General features: G+C 39.2%; 21 protein-coding genes and 1 pseudogene. 9 read left to right on the top strand and 13 right to left on the bottom strand.

Annotated features, from left to right (window positions below; genetic code table 11):
• Window positions 1-5 precede the first annotated feature (5 nt).
• The 5 genes from L0B70_RS03050 (at window position 6) to rocD (ending at window position 4185) form a co-directional block, all read left to right on the top strand.
• On the top strand, window positions 6-530 hold the full coding sequence (locus L0B70_RS03050) for a DUF177 domain-containing protein (protein WP_235142840.1): 525 nt from the start codon (window positions 6-8) through the stop codon (window positions 528-530).
• 62 nt (window positions 531-592) lie between these two features.
• Complete coding sequence (gene rpmF / locus L0B70_RS03045) at window positions 593-796, top strand: 50S ribosomal protein L32 (RefSeq protein WP_235142839.1); 204 nt, start codon at window positions 593-595, stop codon at window positions 794-796.
• 113 nt (window positions 797-909) lie between these two features.
• Window positions 910-1395 (top strand): acetyl-CoA carboxylase biotin carboxyl carrier protein, encoded by a 486-nt coding sequence (gene accB, locus L0B70_RS03040; RefSeq protein ID WP_235142838.1) that lies wholly within the window; start codon window positions 910-912, stop codon window positions 1393-1395.
• A gap of 90 nt (window positions 1396-1485) precedes the next feature.
• Entirely contained in the window at window positions 1486-2838 is a 1353-nt protein-coding gene (accC, locus tag L0B70_RS03035) for an acetyl-CoA carboxylase biotin carboxylase subunit (protein WP_235142837.1), read from the top strand.
• A gap of 96 nt (window positions 2839-2934) precedes the next feature.
• A complete protein-coding gene (gene rocD, locus L0B70_RS03030) occupies window positions 2935-4185 on the top strand; it encodes an ornithine--oxo-acid transaminase (RefSeq protein WP_235142836.1) in 1251 nt (416 codons plus the stop codon).
• Here the strand turns inward: rocD and L0B70_RS03025 are convergent.
• From L0B70_RS03025 to L0B70_RS03000, 6 genes are read right to left on the bottom strand one after another with little or no spacing between them, the layout of a single operon-like run.
• On the bottom strand, window positions 4175-5260 hold the full coding sequence (locus tag L0B70_RS03025) for a glycosyltransferase family 1 protein (RefSeq protein WP_235142835.1): 1086 nt from the start codon (window positions 5258-5260) through the stop codon (window positions 4175-4177). The genes rocD and L0B70_RS03025 overlap by 11 nt on opposite strands.
• Window positions 5257-6390: a glycosyltransferase gene (locus L0B70_RS03020; RefSeq protein WP_235142834.1), complete on the bottom strand. Its 1134-nt coding sequence runs from the start codon at window positions 6388-6390 to the stop codon at window positions 5257-5259. The genes L0B70_RS03025 and L0B70_RS03020 overlap by 4 nt, the downstream gene beginning before the upstream one ends.
• Window positions 6391-6408: 18 nt before the next feature.
• Window positions 6409-7647: a glycosyltransferase family 1 protein gene (locus L0B70_RS03015; RefSeq protein ID WP_235142833.1), complete on the bottom strand. Its 1239-nt coding sequence runs from the start codon at window positions 7645-7647 to the stop codon at window positions 6409-6411.
• 45 nt (window positions 7648-7692) lie between these two features.
• Window positions 7693-8328, bottom strand: a complete 636-nt coding sequence (locus tag L0B70_RS03010) for a hypothetical protein (protein WP_235142832.1) — start codon at window positions 8326-8328, stop codon at window positions 7693-7695.
• Complete coding sequence (locus tag L0B70_RS03005; RefSeq protein ID WP_235142831.1) at window positions 8325-9500, bottom strand: glycosyltransferase family 2 protein; 1176 nt, start codon at window positions 9498-9500, stop codon at window positions 8325-8327. The genes L0B70_RS03010 and L0B70_RS03005 overlap by 4 nt, the downstream gene beginning before the upstream one ends.
• A 6-nt stretch (window positions 9501-9506) precedes the next feature.
• Window positions 9507-9854 carry a phosphomannose isomerase type II C-terminal cupin domain gene (locus L0B70_RS03000; protein ID WP_235142830.1) on the bottom strand — a complete coding sequence of 116 codons (348 nt, stop codon included), beginning with the start codon at window positions 9852-9854 and terminating at the stop codon, window positions 9507-9509.
• Window positions 9855-10027: 173 nt separating this feature from the next.
• Here L0B70_RS03000 and gltX point away from each other — a divergent pair, with 173 nt between their 5' ends.
• Both gltX and L0B70_RS02990 read left to right on the top strand, forming a co-directional pair.
• Window positions 10028-11539 carry a glutamate--tRNA ligase gene (gltX, locus tag L0B70_RS02995; protein ID WP_235142829.1) on the top strand — a complete coding sequence of 504 codons (1512 nt, stop codon included), beginning with the start codon at window positions 10028-10030 and terminating at the stop codon, window positions 11537-11539.
• Between the two features lie 47 nt (window positions 11540-11586).
• On the top strand, window positions 11587-12543 hold the full coding sequence (locus L0B70_RS02990) for an acetyl-CoA carboxylase carboxyltransferase subunit alpha (RefSeq protein ID WP_235142828.1): 957 nt from the start codon (window positions 11587-11589) through the stop codon (window positions 12541-12543).
• 173 nt (window positions 12544-12716) lie between these two features.
• On the opposite strand, the gene L0B70_RS02985 is transcribed toward L0B70_RS02990, so the two are convergent.
• Together L0B70_RS02985 and rpmH are read right to left on the bottom strand one after the other, a co-directional pair.
• Window positions 12717-13427 (bottom strand): cell division ATP-binding protein FtsE, encoded by a 711-nt coding sequence (locus L0B70_RS02985; RefSeq protein ID WP_235142827.1) that lies wholly within the window; start codon window positions 13425-13427, stop codon window positions 12717-12719.
• A gap of 158 nt (window positions 13428-13585) precedes the next feature.
• Window positions 13586-13744 (bottom strand): 50S ribosomal protein L34, encoded by a 159-nt coding sequence (gene rpmH, locus L0B70_RS02980; protein ID WP_235142826.1) that lies wholly within the window; start codon window positions 13742-13744, stop codon window positions 13586-13588.
• A gap of 344 nt (window positions 13745-14088) precedes the next feature.
• Here rpmH and L0B70_RS02975 point away from each other — a divergent pair, with 344 nt between their 5' ends.
• Entirely contained in the window at window positions 14089-15096 is a 1008-nt protein-coding gene (locus L0B70_RS02975) for a bifunctional oligoribonuclease/PAP phosphatase NrnA (RefSeq protein WP_235142825.1), read from the top strand.
• Window position 15097: 1 nt separating this feature from the next.
• Here L0B70_RS02975 and L0B70_RS02970 read toward each other — a convergent pair whose 3' ends face one another.
• The 5 genes and pseudogenes from L0B70_RS02970 to L0B70_RS02950 form a co-directional block, all read right to left on the bottom strand.
• On the bottom strand, window positions 15098-15463 hold the full coding sequence (locus L0B70_RS02970) for a DUF1304 domain-containing protein (protein ID WP_235142824.1): 366 nt from the start codon (window positions 15461-15463) through the stop codon (window positions 15098-15100).
• 16 nt (window positions 15464-15479) lie between these two features.
• Window positions 15480-16261, bottom strand: a pseudogene (locus tag L0B70_RS02965) (alpha/beta fold hydrolase).
• Between the two features lie 41 nt (window positions 16262-16302).
• Window positions 16303-16812, bottom strand: coding sequence for a hypothetical protein (locus L0B70_RS02960; RefSeq protein WP_235142823.1), 510 nt, complete (start codon window positions 16810-16812; stop codon window positions 16303-16305).
• Window positions 16813-16934: 122 nt separating this feature from the next.
• Window positions 16935-17384, bottom strand: coding sequence for a D-aminoacyl-tRNA deacylase (dtd, locus tag L0B70_RS02955; protein WP_235142822.1), 450 nt, complete (start codon window positions 17382-17384; stop codon window positions 16935-16937).
• Between the two features lie 38 nt (window positions 17385-17422).
• Complete coding sequence (locus L0B70_RS02950; protein WP_235142821.1) at window positions 17423-17872, bottom strand: hypothetical protein; 450 nt, start codon at window positions 17870-17872, stop codon at window positions 17423-17425.
• 99 nt (window positions 17873-17971) lie between these two features.
• Between L0B70_RS02950 and greA the strand changes: the two genes are divergently transcribed.
• Entirely contained in the window at window positions 17972-18442 is a 471-nt protein-coding gene (gene greA, locus L0B70_RS02945; RefSeq protein WP_235142820.1) for a transcription elongation factor GreA, read from the top strand.
• Window positions 18443-18494 lie beyond the last annotated feature (52 nt).

The following is an 18494-nucleotide window of genomic DNA, read 5'->3' as shown; positions in this document are numbered from 1 at the left end:
ATTTTATGGACAGACTAAGAAACTACGATATCGTGTTTTCGGGACTGAAAAACGGAAAACACGAATTCCAGCTTGAGATAGATAAGAAGTTCTTTCAACTTTTCGATACGGAACAGGAATTTACAGAACCGAAAATTATGGCTGATGTTTTAATGGAAAAACATACGACTTTTTTGGAATTCTGGATCAAAACAAAAGGCACTGTGGATTTGGTTTGCGACATCAGCAATGATGGTTTTACGTATCCCATTGAAAGTGAAATCAGTGTTTTGGTAAAATTCGGCGAAGAATATGACGACAGCGAAATCGATGTTATTACAATTCCCAGCAAAGACCACGCATTTAATGTGGCACAGCTGATTTATGAAGATGTAATGTTGTCGGTTCCGATGAAGAAGGTTTCGCCTAATATCTCTAAAGAAGATTTAGAAACTTTAGAAAAATTCAGTCCGAAAGAAGAAATAACAGAAGAACCTAAAAGCGACCCGAGATGGGAAGCCTTGAAGAATTTAAAAGATAAAAATAAATAGTTTAAAATGATGAGGATTGAGCAATCAACGACTCATCGCTCATCAAATTAAAAATATAAGAAATGGCACATCCTAAAAGAAGACAATCCTCAACAAGAAGAGATAAGCGAAGAACCCACTACAAAGCAGAAGTTCCTCAGTTAGCGAAAGATGCAACCTCCGGGGAAATGCACCTTTATCACAGAGCACACTGGTCTGAAGGAAAAATGTACTACAGAGGTAAAGTAGTAATGGAAAAAACAGTAGAATCCACAGAAGAAATCTAGGCATAAACCTTAGAAAAACTTCAATTTTATACCAAAACCACTCGATTTTTTGAATTTTGAGTGGTTTTTTGTTGTTTTTTAGTATCTTTGACATAATAATCAAAACCAATTATATGGACATTAAAGACATCCAAAATCTTATAAAATTTGTATCCAAAGCGGAAGTTTCCGAGGTGAAGTACAAAACGAAAGATTTCGAAATCACCATTAAAACGCCACTGGGAGGAAATGAAATGACCTACATGCAGCAGCCACAGGTTTATCATTCTGCGCCTCAGCAACAAAATCATTCTGCGCCCGCACCTGCAGCAGCACCTACCGCTGATGCGCCTGCCGAAACGGTTTCGGACGACAGTAAATTTGTTACCATTAAATCTCCTATGATTGGGACTTTCTACAGAAAACCTTCACCAGATAAAGATGTTTTTGTAAACGTTGGTGATGAGGTTTCTACGGGCAAAGTTGTTTGTGTAATCGAAGCGATGAAATTATTCAACCAGATCGAATCTGAAATTTCCGGTAAAATCGTGAAAATTTTAGTAGACGACATGACGCCTGTAGAGTATGACCAACCGTTGTTCCTGGTAGATCCTTCTTAAGAAATTTTAAATTATAAATTATCAATTTTAAGTGGAAACTCATTTAAAATAATTTAAAATTCAGAATTTAAAATTTAAAATATCAAAAAGATGTTCAAAAAAATATTAATAGCCAACCGCGGCGAAATTGCAATGCGGATTCTACGCACCTGCAAAGAAATGGGGATTAAAACGGTTGCCGTTTATTCTACCGCCGATAAAGACAGCCTGCACGTTCGCTTTGCCGACGAAGCCGTCTGCATCGGGCCCGCTGCGAGTAAGGATTCTTATCTTAAAATTTCGAATATTATTGCGGCTGCGGAAATTACCAATGCCGACGCCATTCATCCGGGTTACGGATTTTTATCAGAAAATTCTAATTTTTCCAGAATCTGTCAGGAAAACGGCATTAAATTTATCGGCGCAACACCGGATCAGATCGATCGCATGGGCGATAAAGCCAATGCAAAAAAGACCATGAAAGAAGCCGGCGTGCCGTGTGTTCCCGGGTCTGAAGGTTTGATCGACAGCTATGAAACCGCGGCAGTACTTGCGGAGGAAATGGGTTATCCTGTCATGATCAAAGCAACTGCAGGAGGTGGTGGAAAAGGTATGCGCGCAGTTTGGAAAGCAGAAGATCTGCACGAACTTTGGGACTCTGCGGTGCAGGAAGCCACTGCGGCCTTTGGAAATGGCGGAATGTACATGGAAAAACTGATTGTTGAGCCACGGCACATCGAAATTCAAATTGCAGGTGATCAATATGGGAAAGCCTGTCATCTTTCGGAAAGAGACTGTTCGGTACAACGACGAAATCAAAAATTAACAGAAGAAACGCCCTCGCCCTTTATGACCGATGAACTTCGGGAGAAAATGGGTGCCGCTGCGGTGAAAGCTGCGGAATATATTGCGTATGAAGGCGTTGGAACCATCGAATTTTTGGTAGACAAAGACCGTAATTTTTATTTCATGGAAATGAACACGAGAATTCAGGTCGAACATCCGATCACAGAGCAGGTTGTGGATTACGATTTAATTCGCGAACAGATTCTTCTGGCTTCCGGTACGGCGATTTCCGGAATGAATTATCTGCCGAAACTGCACTCTATCGAATGTAGAATTAATGCAGAAGATCCTTTTAACGAATTTCGACCGTCACCGGGGAAAATTACAGAGCTGAACATTCCCGGCGGCCACGGTATTCGGGTTGATACGCATGTTTATTCCGGCTATACCATTCCGTCGAATTATGATTCAATGATTGCAAAACTCATTACCACGGCGCAAACGCGGGATGAAGCCATCGCTAAAATGAAGCGTGCTTTGGAAGAGTTTTATATCGAAGGCGTAAAGACAACCATTCCTTTCCACCGGCAATTGATGGAAAACGAAGATTATCTCGCTGGAAATTATACGACAAAATTTATGGAAGATTTTGTGATGGAGAAAAAGTTTGATAACTAATTTTCCGGATCATTTAAAATATAATTGCCTCTTTTTGAGGCAATTTCCTTTCAGAAGGTATCAATAATAATCATTAAATTAGCAAAAAGTAAAAATATGTCAGAAGTTACGCTACAAAAAGATTCGCAATACTACATCGATTTAGAGAATGAGCACGGCGCACATAACTATCATCCGCTTCCGGTGGTTTTAGAAAAAGGCGAAGGTGTTTTCGTTTGGGATGTTGAAGGAAAAAAATATTATGATTTTCTTTCGGCTTATTCCGCGGTGAACCAAGGTCATTCGCATCCGAAAATTTTAAAGGCATTGGTCGATCAGGCCGGAAAACTGGCTTTAACGTCGAGAGCTTTTCATAATTCAACTTTAGGCGTATACGAAAAGAAGATTACTGCTGTTTTTGGATTTGATAAAGTTTTACCGATGAATTCTGGTGCAGAAGCCGTAGAAACTGCCGTAAAATTAGCCCGTAAATGGAGTTACGAAGTCAAAGGAATTGCGGAAAATGCTGCGAAAATTATCGTTTGCGAAAATAACTTCCACGGACGTACAACAACCATTGTTTCCTTTTCCAATGATCCCGATGCTAGTAAAAATTATGGTCCATTTACACCTGGATTTATTAAAATTGCATACAACGATATCAATGCTTTAGAGGAAACTTTAAAAAATGATGCTGAAAACATTGCCGCCTTTTTGGTAGAACCCATTCAGGGTGAAGCCGGAGTTTATGTTCCGGACGAAGGCTACTTAAAACACGCTTCTGAACTTTGTAAAAAATATAATGTTCTTTTCATTGCGGACGAAGTACAAACCGGAATCGCGAGAACAGGGAAATTGATCGCGTGCCAGCACGAAAATGTACAACCCGACATTTTGGTTTTAGGAAAAGCAATTTCCGGCGGAATGTACCCCGTTTCGGCAGTTTTGGCGAATAATGAAATTATGAATGTCATCAAGCCGGGACAACATGGGTCAACTTTTGGCGGTAACCCGGTTGCCTGCGCGGTTGCAATAGCAGCTCTAGACGTGGTTGAGGAGGAAAATCTCTCGGAAAGAGCTGAGAATTTAGGTCAGCTATTCCGTTCAGAAATTAATAAGGTGATCGCAAAGACCGATCTTATTACGAAAGTTCGCGGTAAAGGTTTGCTCAATGCAATTCTCATCAACGATACGCCGGAAAGTTCCACTGCCTGGGATCTTTGTTTAGCTTTAAAAGAAAACGGTTTACTGGCAAAACCCACGCACGGAAATATCATTCGTTTGGCGCCACCATTGGTGATCACTGAAGCTCAAATTATTGATTGCGTCGGCATTATCGAGAAAACGATTAGGGAATTTAAGAAGTAAGTTTTCTTAAAATCTGCTCATAAAATCGAAGATAATTATTGGACATTACTTTATAATCATATTGTTTTGTCCAATTTTTTATTTCTAAAGATAAAGCCAGTTTATTTTCCGCATAATATTTCATTTTTTTATTAAAAAATTCCGCCATTTTTATTGGATCGAAATCTTCAAAATAAAAAGCTGCGTCGCCGCCAATTTCGGGCAGGCTCGTCAACGTGGAGAGAAAAACGGGTTTCCCAAACGCCATTGCTTCAATTGGTGGAATGCCAAAACCTTCCGCAATACTGGGATGACACATAGCGTTGCAATTTTGAATTAGGGCATATTTTTCCTCCTCGGAGACTTTTTTAAGGAAATGAACCCGGTGCTCTAAATTCAATTCTTTAATCCGGCTTCGTACATTTTCAGCATAAGAATTCTTTTCATCGGAAGCGATTAAAACCAAATCCTCTTCTACGTACGGCAGCATTTCAACCAAAGAAAGTTGATTTTTTTTATCGAAGAGAACACCAATATTGAGGATGAATTTTTTCTGATTTAGATAAGAAAGTTTACCCAGATCATAAATCCGGTCGTCGGGAAGTTTAATTCCGTTGTGAATGACCACGACTTCCTTCAGTTTCCTAAAATCGAAAAGATGTTTGTTCTCCAGCAGATCTTTCTTCGCATATTCCGAAATACAAACGATATAATCTGCATTTTTCAGATTGTTGTTCACTTTGGTGAGCATCTTTTTTCTCTTCTTTTCCGACAGATTTTCATGTAAAAAATTAAGATCGTGAAGCGTTACGATTTTAACTGAATTTTTATAATTCCGCTGAAAATAGGAGGATAACTGATGACTGACATGAATGATGTCGAAATCCGGACTGAAATTCTCCAAAAACTTATGCCATTTTTTCCACTCGATTTTTTTAGGAACTGAAAAGTTTAAAGAGGAAAATTCGCCAAAATACGTGATGTCAAAATTTTTGTTTTCGTTTTGAAAGCCTTTTGCCAAATTACGAAAAACGTTCGCAATCCCGGAATAAGGGTATCGGAGCCGTTCTAAATCGAGGAGTATTTTCTTATTCATGTGGTGAAAGTTCTGTTCAGAATTTCGATCTCTAATTTAGGATCGTGGTTTTCTTTAAAGTAGGAGACCGCTTTTTCTCTCGTTTCCAAATAAAATGCCTCATCATTAAGAAGACGCATCATTTGTTCGGCAAAAACTTTAGCATCGTCGGTCACCAGACAGCCGTTGTCTTTTTTATTCACCAGTCCGTCAACGCCTCTTCGGTTTGTTACGACGGGAATCCCGTAGGAAAGTGCCTCTACAACTTTAATTTTAATTCCGGTGCCGCTGAGCATAGGGCAAATGGCGATTTTAGAATGTTGGTAAAAGTCCTCCAGATCATCGACCATTCCGTATTTGATTACATTTTCATAGTCGCCGATCACTGTTCCGATTTTTCCGATGATATGAATTGTGATATCTTTTAATAGCGGCAGAACTTCCTTTAAAAACCATTTAATTCCCGCAATATTGTGGAGATTATTGCTTGCGACATAAATCACATCATATTTTTGATGTAAAGCTTCTTTTGAAGTATTGATCGGAAAGGAGACGGGAATTAACGTCGTTTTGATTTCGGGTCGCGTAAATTGTCCGAAAATATATTCTTCTTCCACGGAATAAGTCCAGACTTCATCAAAATTATTGAGGATTTCGATCTCATCCCTAAAGCTTCTTCCGATATCTCTTTTGTTGCTGCTCTGCGCCGTCAGAAAGTCGTGCGTATCAATAATAGTATACATGCTCTCATCCTTCTCTCCAATAATTTTACCCCAGGCAGCGTAACTGACCAATACTTTATCATATTTTTTTGAATGCAGAATTTTCTGAAATTCCTTCCGCAAGATGTAACTGGAGAGGTCGATCGAATTACTTTTAAAAAAATAGGGAATTTTATAGAGCACAAAATATTTGAAAAAATTCTTTTTATGTTTCTTTTCAAGTAAATGAAGGGCGATGTTCGGATATTTTATCGTGAAGGCCGCACGGTGTTCCTCGTTCCAGAAACCCCAGTCAATCAGGGAAACAAATTCGGCCTCAACTGCGTCGCTTTCATTAAGATAATGCAGCATTTGCTTCAGTCGCGTAATGTTTCCGGCTTGTCCGACCATCGGATTATCGGGCATGAAATAAAGAATTTTTTGTTTCAAAGTATTTTTTTTGAAAATTTAAGAAAGAACCTCAGAGGAGGAAGATAATATTTTTTTGTAGATCTCCAAATGCTGATCCGCGGTTATTTCCCAGGAGAATTTCTTTGCCTGCTCCAGTCCTCTTTTCGAATATTCTTCGCGCAACTCTGCATTCTTATAAAGCTCGAGCATCTGCGCAATTAAGGCTTTATCTTCTGTTGGATCTACCAAAAATCCCGCCTTACCAACGACTTCCGGCAGGGAAGAAACGTTCGATACGACTGTTGGAGTACCACATTGCATGGCTTCCAACGGCGGTAAACCGAATCCTTCATATAAAGACATATAAAAAAATGCCTCTGCATTGCTGTACACCGCTGCCAAATCTCCGTCGGGAATTCTACCGGTGATGATGATCTTATCTTTAAGATGCGGATGTTTTTCGTACTCCTCGAAAATTTTTCCGTAATCCCAGCCTTTCGAACCTACAAGAACCAAACTTAAATCATCGATATTATTTTCTGTAATCATTTTAACAAAACATTTGATGACATGATGGATGTTTTTCCGTGGTTCCAAAGTGCTTAGACTTAAGAAATATCGGTTTGGCAAGGCGTATTTTTTCTGTATTTCTTTAAATTTTTCTTCATCGCGGCAGACGTAAAATATTTCGGGTGATGCAGCCAATAAAGAGACGAAAACTTTTTCGGGATCCAGGTCCGGCGCGTATTTCAACAGGTCGCGGCGCGTATTTTCCGACACACAGATGGCGTAATTATGCTTGCCAATGCTTTTTATCGTGTCTTTTAAAAGCTTCGTGTTATCATTATATTCAGGGAATAAAATGGGTATGAGATCATGAATTGTTACTGTTTTTTTGAGGTGCCTGTATTTTTCTAAACTTGGGTGAAGCGGAAAGTACAGAGAATGATAGATTTGTGCCTCAGCGATCTCTTTAGTAAAGGTTATTTTATAATTAGAAATGTCCAGTTTACTGTATAATAATTTGAAAAGTTTTTCCTTTCGAAAGGGCAGAAATTTAACTCTGCTGATGCGATTAACCTTTTGGAAATTCATTTGATGATCCGCAGTAAAACGCTCAATTTTAGCAGTGATCTTCTTATCGCTGTTGAAGTTGAAAACGGAGGCCATAACCTCAATTTCGTTGCGTGACATCAGTTTTTTCAGCAATTCATAAGCGACGCGGAAGATGCCGGTTTGATTAATTTTATAATCTTTGCCAATCACCTCGAAGTCAAAAATAACTTTTATTTTCATGAAACTGCGTGTTATAAATATTGTTGGAACAGATTTTTAATGGGATTATAAAGTGTCGTAAAATGCATTCTGTTTGCGTTGTCTTTCGATGCCTTTCGGATGAACCAGACAATAATTTTCATTTTTTATCGGTAATCTTTTAAGCTTTGAATAGTTAACGAGCTTTTCATGAACTTTATTTTCCCACCGGATTTTGCCATTAACCTTAAATAAACGGTTCTGAAAATCCGGGAAATTAATGTAGTTTTTCTCATTAATCTTCCACTCGTAATTTTTTATATCTTCTTCTGTAATCCCTTCAACCGTATTGATTCTCGGAACAAGAAAAAAATCTGCGCGAAAGTTTTTCAGCAAAAACCACTTGATGTTTTTAATCAATTCGGGTTTCGGATATTCGTCCGCATCAATTTGGAACAGATATTTTTTAGCCGATGCCGAAATCAGGTTGTTCTTGAAAGCCGCAAAATCACCATTCAGAGAAGATTGCATTCTTTTTATTTTGTTGCCGTAGGAATCTAAAATACGGGTGACTTCTAAGTTTTCATTCGTGATATCCTGTAAAACGATAATCTCATCTTGCGCGTCAATCAGGGGAATCAGCAGATTCAGAAGCGTTTTTATTTCTTTCGTTTCGTTGTTGACCGTAATTCCGTAAGAGATCGTAATAAGATTTTTTATCATTTCGATTTTCTGACAATTAAATTTTTTTCGAGTAAATTTTCTTTTTGAATGATGAATTCTACCGCTTTAATTTTAAAGTTCGTATGCGGTTTTGGGAAAAGAAAATTTGTGATCGTATTTTTTAGGTTCTGGGATTTTCTTGCGATAATCAGATCATTTAGATTTCTGAAGACATTCAGGTTTTTTTCTGATAACTGATTTCCCTTAAATTTTAAAATTACATCATCGGAAACGGTGTCTGAAAGGTTTCGGAATTTTTCAGAAAGATCAAAATCGGTTTTCTCCGTTTCACTTTCAATATATTCCGAAGGATCATAATCTGAATAAATATGCGTTACGAAAGGTTCCAAAGCGGTCACCGATTTTAAATCAGCATTACTTAGCAAAAGTCCGTAAGTTCTCTTGTTTTGGTGCGTCGAATGGTTTCCAAAACCCCACTTTCGGTAAAAATTACGGTGGGAGTTTTTCTCGATCATTTGGCTTGTATTTACATACTCTGCGGAAAATCGGGAAGTTTTGCTCACAAAATGATACACAATTGCTGAGGGAAATAAATAGGGTTTTTCACCGGATAATTTCAGCCGCAAAATAAGATCATCATCTTCGCAAAACATGGGTTTAAAGAGCGGATCCAAACCATTAATCTTCATTAAGTTTTCTTTCGACGCAGCCAGAAAAAAACTTGAATTTTCTACGAAAACTCCCTTAGAATTTAAGTTTTCTTTTTCAAATTCAAAAAATTCAGCCGCATCGAAATTCTCAAAATCAGTCCCGAAATCCTTGATTTCTTTCCACAAGCGGTTGTCCCCGGCGAAAATTGGGGGTTCAACTGTTTTGTAGTAAACTAACGAATTAATTTTCAGGCCATTTTCAATCTCATGCACAAAATTTCGACCCAACACCATGTCGTTGTGTAAAAAACAGACGTATTTTTTTGTCCCTGTTTCGATGGCTTTATTATAAGTGTCTGCCAGCGATTTTGATTCGGAATTGTGATAATGCTTTAAGTTGCCATCCTGTAAAGAGTCTAACCATTCATCGGTACCATCGGTACTTCCGAAGCTTACGAAAACCAATTCCTCCTGCGGAAAGGTGGCGCGGAAAAAGCGGTAAAATTTTTTGGAATATTCCAGATTGTTTTTTAGTCCGACTAAAAATGATATTTCCGACATTGCGTATTATTTCGTTCGTTCATAGTCATCGTCGAGGCGAACAATATCGTCTTCCCCGAAATAAGTTCCGGTTTGCACCTCTATAAAAACGACTAAATCTGAACTTCTGTTTTCGATGCGGTGCTTTGCACCCAAAGGGATATGAATGCTTTCGCCGTACTTTACATGGTGTTCCACTTCATCGAGGATCACCACCGCTTCACCTTCCACAATGGTCCAGAATTCCTGCCGGTGGTGATGGTATTGGTAAGAAAGTCTTTGCCCTGCGTTCACTTCAATTCGCTTTAATTTGTAATGGGGTTCATCTTCCAAAACATAGTATTTTCCCCAGGGTCTATCGCCGATCTCTAACATAGTTGCATTATTTATGTTACAAAAATAACTAAATTTCCGGAAGACATTGTTTAGAATTCTGTCTTAAAGGGAAACTAGTGCGAAACACTTTCTCCTTTCGGCCTAAAACAGCAAAAATAAAGGCATTTAACCCTATTTTTTCTTTAAATTTGCATCTTAAAATTTTAAGGAGAATGAGCAAAGTACGAGTGCGTTTTGCACCAAGTCCCACCGGGCCTTTACATTTAGGAGGAGTTAGAACGGCTTTATACGATTACCTTTTTGCCAAAAACCAGGGCGGCGATTTCGTGTTGAGAATTGAAGATACCGATACTGCCAGATATGTGGAAGGTGCCGAGAATTATATTTTAGAAGCCCTTGAATGGTGCGGCATCATTCCCGATGAAAGCCCGAAACATGGCGGACCTTTTGCGCCTTACCGCCAGTCGGAAAGACGCGATATTTACGACAAACATCTGGCAGAAATCCTCAAAACAGATTCGGCCTATCTCGCCTTTGATACGCCTGAAGAACTGGATGAAATTCGAACTGAATTCGAAAAAAACGGCGATGTTTTCGCCTATAACTATATTACGCGGAACCGTTTAAAAAATTCACTAACGCTTTCCAAAGACGAAGTTCAGAAGCTGATCGACGACAAAGTGCCGTACGTCGTTCGTTTTAAAATGCCGATCGACCGTACTTTGGTTTTGGAAGATATCATTCGGGGTACTTCCTCCGTAAATACAAATACTTTAGACGACAAAGTTTTGGTGAAGCACGACGGAATGCCAACTTACCATTTTGCTAACGTGGTCGATGATCACGAAATGGAAATTTCTCACGTGATTCGCGGCGAAGAATGGCTGCCGTCACTCGGTCTGCATTATCTGCTTTATGAAGCGATGGGCTGGGAAAAACCCGAGTTCGCGCATTTGTCTCTTATTCTGAAGCCGGAAGGAAAAGGAAAACTCAGCAAACGCGACGGCGACAAATTTGGTTTCCCCGTTTTTCCGTTGAATTTTGAAGATCCGGAAACAGGAAACATTTCGAAAGGCTATCGTGAAGAAGGTTATCTGCCTGAAGCTTTCATCAACATGGTCGCGCTTTTGGGCTGGAGTCCCGCGAATGACCGCGAAATATTGACGTTGGAAGAAATGGTGGCGGAATTTGATCTGAATAAAGTTCATAAAGCCGGCGCCAGATTCAACAAAGAAAAAGCAGAATGGTTCAACCAGGAATATTTAAAAAATAAGTCGCCGGAAGAAGTTTTGGTCCTTTTAAGAAACGTGGAAGGTTTAGACCTGCTGAACTGTGGCGACGATAAATTATTGAAAGTGATTTCTTTGATGCAGGAACGCGCCACGTTTGCGAAAGATATTTACACCGACGGAATTTTCTTCTTCGAAGCACCAAAAGAATATGAAGAAAAAGCCGTAAAAAAAGCCTGGAACCCCGCCGCAGCCGAAGTAATGTCGGATTTCGTCTCTCATCTGGAAACTATCGATTTTGACACCGAAACATTAAAAAAAGAAATTAACGATTTCGCGGAAAGCAAAGGTCTCGGCATGGGAAAAGTGATGATGCCCCTTCGATTGTGTTTGGTCGGCGAACTAAAAGGGCCCGATGTTCCCGATATTCTCCAAATCCTTGGAAAAGAAGAAAGTATCGCCAGAATAAGAAATGCGGTGAATAATATCCCCTAATTTTCTATATTTTTTACTAAATTTGAAAGATAATTTTAAATACCGAAATGGAATACTTAAGTTTTGAACTTCCGATTAAAGAACTGCTAGATCAGTACCAAACCTGCTCCCTGGTAGGTGAAGAAAGTGGGGTCGACGTTAAACTCGCCTGCTCACAAATCGAAGATAAAATTATAGAAAAAAAGAAAGAAATATACCTCAATCTTACGCCGTGGCAGCGGGTTCAGCTTTCGCGCCACCCGGATCGTCCTTATACTTTGGATTTCATTAAAGGAATTACGGATAAGGACAGCTTTTTGGAACTTCACGGCGACCGCAACTTCGCAGACGATCCTGCCATGATTGGTGGTTTAGCCAAAATTGGTGGCGAAAGAGTAATGATCATTGGAACGCAGAAGGGTAGAACCACAAAGGAAAGACAGCTGCGCAGATTCGGAATGAGCAATCCCGAAGGTTACCGAAAAGCTTTAAGACTTATGAAACTGGCGGAAAAATTCCGGATTCCCGTTATTTCTTTAATTGATACGCCCGGAGCTTATCCCGGTTTGGAAGCGGAAGAACGCGGACAGGGAGAGGCCATCGCCAGAAATATTTTTGAAATGACGATGCTTAAAACACCCATTTTCGTCTACATTATTGGCGAAGGAGCGAGTGGTGGTGCTTTAGGAATTGGAGTAGGAAATAAGGTGTACATGTTAGAAAACACTTGGTACACCGTAATTGCGCCGGAAAGCTGTTCTTCAATTTTGTGGAGAAACTGGGACCATAAAGAAGATGCCGCTAATGCTTTGAAATTAACACCGCAAGATGCTTTAAGAGAAAAATTCATCGACGGGATTATCGAAGAACCCCTTGGTGGCGCGCAATATGACCCGGCGGTGGCGTATGACCATTTAAAAACATCGATTCTGCAGAACATCAAAGCTTTCTCCAAATTTACCGGGAAGGAACTGGAAATCCAGAGACAGGACAAATTCATCGCAATGGGTCAGTTTAAAGGATAAATTAAAAAATTAATAGAGTCAATTTAAAATTGAAAATAGATAAAAACGGGCTTTAGTCCGTTTTTCTATTGAAGTAGATTTTTCTTTAGCCAAAGTTGAACTCAATTATAATTTAAGTGCAAAAAAAACCTGTAAAATAATTACAGGTTTTTGTATTTTTAAAAGATTCAAATTTATTCGAAAAGTTCCGCCGTATCTAAAACAGTTACTTTTCCGTCCTCACAACGAATGGCTTCGCCCGGGAAATTTTGAATCATATGATAATCGTGTGTTGCCATTACGACGGCAGAATTATTTTCGAAAGCGACCTGCTTCAGTAAGGTCATAATTTCGTTAGAAGTCTCCGGATCCAAATTTCCCGTCGGCTCATCGGCTAAAATTAATTCTGGGTGGTTTAAAAGCGCTCGTGCGATGGCAATCCGCTGTTGCTCGCCACCAGAAAGTTCGTGCGGCATCTTGTGTTTTTTGGATTTCATGCCAACACTCGCCAAAACTTCATTAATCCGGTCATCCATTTTCACTTTATCCGTCCAGCCTGTAGCTTCCAGGACAAATTTTAAATTTTTTTCAACCGTACGGTCGGGCAAAAGCTGGAAGTCCTGAAATACAATTCCCAGTTTGCGTCTAAGATTGGGTACGTCGGACGTGCGAAGATTTTCTAAATCAAACCCCGCTACTGTTCCGTGGCCAGAACTTAAGGGAATATGCCCGTAAAGTGTTTTTAGCAAAGAACTTTTGCCGGATCCTGTTTTGCCTATAAGATAACAGAAACGGCCTTTTTTAATATGAAGATTAACTTCATTTAAGACGGTGAAATTTTTCTGCGCGATTTTCGCATTGGTTAGATGAATTACGTCCTGGCCGTCTTGAGAAGAATGTGGCATATATTTTTAAGATTGATGTTGATTAAAAGGAATTGTTTCGAAAGCCCCTCAAAAATAGAAAAAACTTTTCCTGTGCGCTAAATTTTGGCAAATTTTAACAAACAAAAAATGCCTGAAAAATTACTTTCAAGCATAATTGTATATGATCGGGTCGGAGTTTATCTCTTAGCGCGTTGTGCACTTACTGTTAAACTCTTTCTGCCTTTTGCTCTTCTTGCAGCTAATATTCTTCTTCCATTGGGCGTAGCCATTCTTAAACGGAAACCGTGTTTATTTCTTTTCTTTCTTTCAGATGGCTGGAATGTTCTTTTTGGCATTGCTAATATTTTTAAGTAAAACTATATCTTGTTTTTCAGATTGCAAAGATAGGAAAGTTTTTATTTGTTGCAAATTAAATTTACTATTTTAAAAAAAACCTGCGCGGATTATGGTCGGACTTGATCAGAATAAAATAGGTAAGTTCTATAGTATATTTCTTGTATTAAGTATTGTTGTTCTTCTCTTTTAATGCGGTAAAATATATTCTTTCGAAGCTTTTAATCTTAGTTCCTGGGATTTTTCCATAGAAGGTTACCGCTGGCGTCAGAAACTTTCGAGAGCAGAATTTCTCCACGATAAAAAACAAACCTTATCTTTGTAATTCTTTAAAATTATATCATTAATGTTTACAGCCGCAGAAATTTCAGAAATTCAACACCTCATTACGCCCGATAAAAAAATCGTCATTATTACGCATTACAATCCCGATGGTGACGCTATTGGTTCAAGTTTAGGATTAAAGCATTTTCTTGCGCAAAAAGGGGTGATGGCGGATGTAATTGTTCCCAATGATTTCCCTAAGTTTTTGAAATGGATGCCCGACTCCAAAAAAGTCATCATCGCCGATTATAAACGGAAGATCGCCGGTGAAGCTATTTATAATGCGGATGTCATTTTTATTCTGGATTTTAACGCCTCGCACCGAAGCGGTAATCTGGTTGGTCCCTGGATTGAAAAAGCCAGAGCCGTAAAAATCCTCATCGATCATCATCAGCAGCCGGAAGATTTCGATTATATTTATTCAGATGTTACCATTCCCGCCACGTCGCAAATGATTTATCATTTTATTCAGGCTTTAAATGAAGAGAGTTTAGTCAACAAGGATATTGCAGAATGTCTTTACACAGGAATCATGACCGATACCGGCGGATTCCGTTTTCGCTCCACAAGCGCCGATACGCACAGAATTGTGGCGAATTTAATCGAGAAAGGTGCCGATCCGGCCATGATAACTTCAAATACGTGGGATACAAATACGGTTTCAAGGCTTCATCTTCTGGCTTTAATTTTAGGACGAATCGAAGTTGTGAAAGACGGTAAAGTAGCCATTCTTTGGCTGAAAAGGGACGAACTGAAAGAATTCGGTTTCCAAAAAGGAGACACCGAAGGTTTTGTGAATTATGGTTTAAGCATTATGGGAACACAGGTTTCCGCCTTTTTTATGGAGGATCTTTATGAAGATTTTATCAAAATTTCTTTCCGGTCTAAAGATGAGGTGGACGTGAATCAGTTCTCCCGAAAATATTTCAACGGCGGCGGTCACATCAACGCAGCAGGCGGAAAATATATAAAATCGATCGAAGAAACGATTGAAGATTTTAAAGAAAAGGTAGAGCAGGAGGATTTTTAAATTATTTCAATAATAGGACTACCAAGGCTAAAATAGCGGGTAATGCCTGCACGAAAAATATTTTTCGCGAAGCCGAAAAAGCACCATAAATGCCGGCGATGCTAACGCAGCCAAGAAAGAAAAGAGCAATATTACTGGACCAGGCAGCATCTGAAATTAAAAGCGACCAAATTAAGCCCGCGGCTAAAAATCCGTTATACAAGCCCTGATTTGCCGCCAGGCCTTTCGTTGGCTTAAATAGTTCTTCTTTCAGCGCACCTTTAAAAGTTTTTTTACCCAAAGTTTCCCACGCAAACATTTCCATGTAAAGAATGGAGACATGTTCTGCGGCCACCACCGCAATCAATATTTTAGAGAGAATTTCCATATTGCTTTTTTTTCAGTTAAAACAGGAGTTTTTTCGGTAAATTGTGCAGCAATTCTGTAGTGATAATGGCTGCACAAATTGCGGGTTTTTCCCAATGACCATTGTGTCCGCAATCCAAAACATAGGATTTGATATTGGTTTTATCGGGGAGGTTTTTCAAGGTTTTGTCTACGTTCACCGCATTGTCGTGTTTCCCGGCCAGTACAAGGATTTTTCCATCAAATTTTTCTATGACTGAAGTTTTATCCGTTCGTTCGATCATGCCTTTCACCGCGGCAAGAGCACCGTCGGTTTTTGTGGAGAGCGCAATTTCTTTCGCCAGGTTAATTTTTCCTTCCAGAATATCTTTTTCGTTGGCGCTGAACAAATTAGGCACACCTGCTTTCACGTATGTGGGAAATGCCTCTTTTATAATTCGGAAGCTTTTTCGGCGCTGTTCTTTTTTTCGTCATCGTCCGCCAAAAAAGTCGAAAAAAACAGCGTTAAACTTTTCAAAACCTCCGGAAATTTTTCGGCAAAAGCCAGCGAAACATAACCCCCCATCGAATGCCCGAGTAAATGGAAAGTTTTTAGTTTTAAATGATCGGTGACCTTTTTTACTTCGTCCGCCATCATTTCCATGGTATGGATTTCGCCATAAATTTTTGTTAAGCCGTGTCCGGGCAGATCGATTTTTATTAAACTGAATTCTTTTGAAAGAGGTTGTTCCATTTCTTCCCAAATCATCAGGTTTTCCATAAAACCATGCAGCATCACAAGGTTTTCTTTTCCATTTCCGGCTATTTCGTAGTTCAGCATACCTTTTTTTTAATAATGACAGTTCAGCATTTCTGCGATTTTTATTTGAAGATATCGATATTATCCGTAAAACCAGACGAGTTAACCCTGTTTTGAAGGCGCCAAAACCTGTCATTTCCTTTTTTTGCGAAACTGGTCTTTTTTGTGCGGACATCAATTTTACCGCGGTCATTCTCCTGAATGCTTTGAGTGATTTTTCCTGTAAAATTTAAAAATTCTTCCGAAACCATTTTTATTTCGCCTTCAATTTCCACATAATCTTTGCCTGCTTTTGCGCCGCCCGAAACGGTGTAACGGTCTCGCCCGATATTTGTGAAGGTAACGTTTCCTTTATTTGAAATTGAACTGTGCGTGAACTGATGATTTCCGCTCAGATCCGGAAAGTGGTTTTTGGCATTAAGTACGGTAATGCTGTCATTGTATTTAGTTCGTACAGCGTTGATAGAATCGATTTCGGATGCGGTGCCCGCTTTGGTCTCCCCAGTATTATTGCCCTTTTTAGTGCAGGAACACAGCGTTGCAATTGCAAAAAGCAGAATTATGTCTTTCAAAATTTTATATTTAATAGTCAAAAATAAAAAATGAGCGCTAAAAAACGCTCATTTTTAATTATTTATTTGTTCACGTCGCCGTAAAATCTTTTTTTTCCAACGGTTCGAGAGCCAGCGGAAAACTATTGCTTTGTTTTAGAATCCATTACAATGGTAACGGGACCATCATTTACCAGGGAAACTTGCATGTCTGCACCAAAAATTCCACTTTCCATTTTGAGAGCCGTTTTGGCGATTTCTGTCTTAAAAAATTCAAACAAAGTAATCGCTTTTTCAGGTTTTGCAGCTTTAATAAAAGAAGGTCGGTTTCCTTTCTTATAGTCTGCAATTAATGTAAACTGGCTGATGCAAAGAATTTCTCCCTCCAGATCCTGAACAGAAAGGTTCATTTTGCCTTCAGGGTCGCTAAAGATGCGTAGATTCAGGATTTTCTGTACCAGCCAAAGTGCATCTGCTTCTTCGTCTTCTTCGTCGATGCCAATCAGCAGAAGCAGGCCGTGGGTAATTGCACCTACGACTTTATTTTCCACTTTTACCTCGGCTTCGGACACGCGCTGGATAACGGCTTTCATTCAGAGTAAGTTAATTAAGGGAATAATATATTGTGATATTAATCAAAAATAGAAAGGGTGTTCGACGGCGAATCGAAATTGTAACGGTACGTTTTCGGTGCAATTTGGGCGACTTTTGTCGGTTCGCCGGTGATGAGAATCCATTCGGCGCCATCCTGCGGACAAACAACCTTAATGTTGTCTTCCACCATTAAAGTAGTATTGGTATCAGGGCAAATATGCGGTGCGTTTCGGTCGTAAATTTTAAAACCGTTGGTTGTTCTTACGACAATTAATCCTCGCGTTCCGGATTCCTGCTGATTCACATAAATCCAGCCGTTCACATTTTGAAGATTGTAATATGCGGGAAGATTCAGGTTTAAAATAACATTAATGGGAACGTTGGGAAAACAGCTTACCGTTTCGTCACGGGTGTTGCAGGAAGTAAGATTTAAGGTACTGAAAATGAGTAATATTGCGCAAAATAAGAGCGAGAACTTTCTTTTCATTTAAAATAAATTTATATCTTTGTAAAACGATCAACGCAGAACATTGTCCGACACAAATGTCGGATTATTTTTTTATACTAACGCTAAATATTAGAAATTATGGCAAGTTATGTCACCAAAGATGGTTTAGACAAAATGAAAGCTGAACTGGAGTTACTGGAAACTACAGAAAGACCAAAAATTACACAGCAAATTGCTGAAGCACGAGATAAAGGCGACCTTTCTGAAAATGCAGAATACGACGCTGCCAAAGAAGCACAGGGCATGTTGGAAATGCGGATTTCGAAACTTAAGAATTTAATTGCCGACGGAAAGGTGATTGACGAGACTAATTTGGACACCTCCAAAGTATCCATCTTAACCACGGTGAGACTTAAAAATAACGATACCAAAGCGGAGCAGAAATTTACGCTTGTTCCCGATAACGAAAGCGATCTGAAAGCCGGGAAAATCTCCATTAATACGCCAATCGCGAAAGGATTGTTAGGTAAAGTTATTGGGGAAACGGCCGATATTGTTCTGCCCAACGGCAACAAACTTTCTTTCGAGATTTTAGACATTACGCTTTAATCAGCACTAAGTTTTACGACTTTCTTAACACCTCATTTTTTTTTAAAGTTGT

Origin of the sequence: Kaistella sp. 97-N-M2 (assembly GCF_021513235.1) — a bacterium.
Classification (GTDB): Bacteria; Bacteroidota; Bacteroidia; order Flavobacteriales; family Weeksellaceae; genus Kaistella.
Note: the sequence above shows the minus strand (reverse complement) of the source record. Positions and strands in the feature narration are given on the sequence as shown.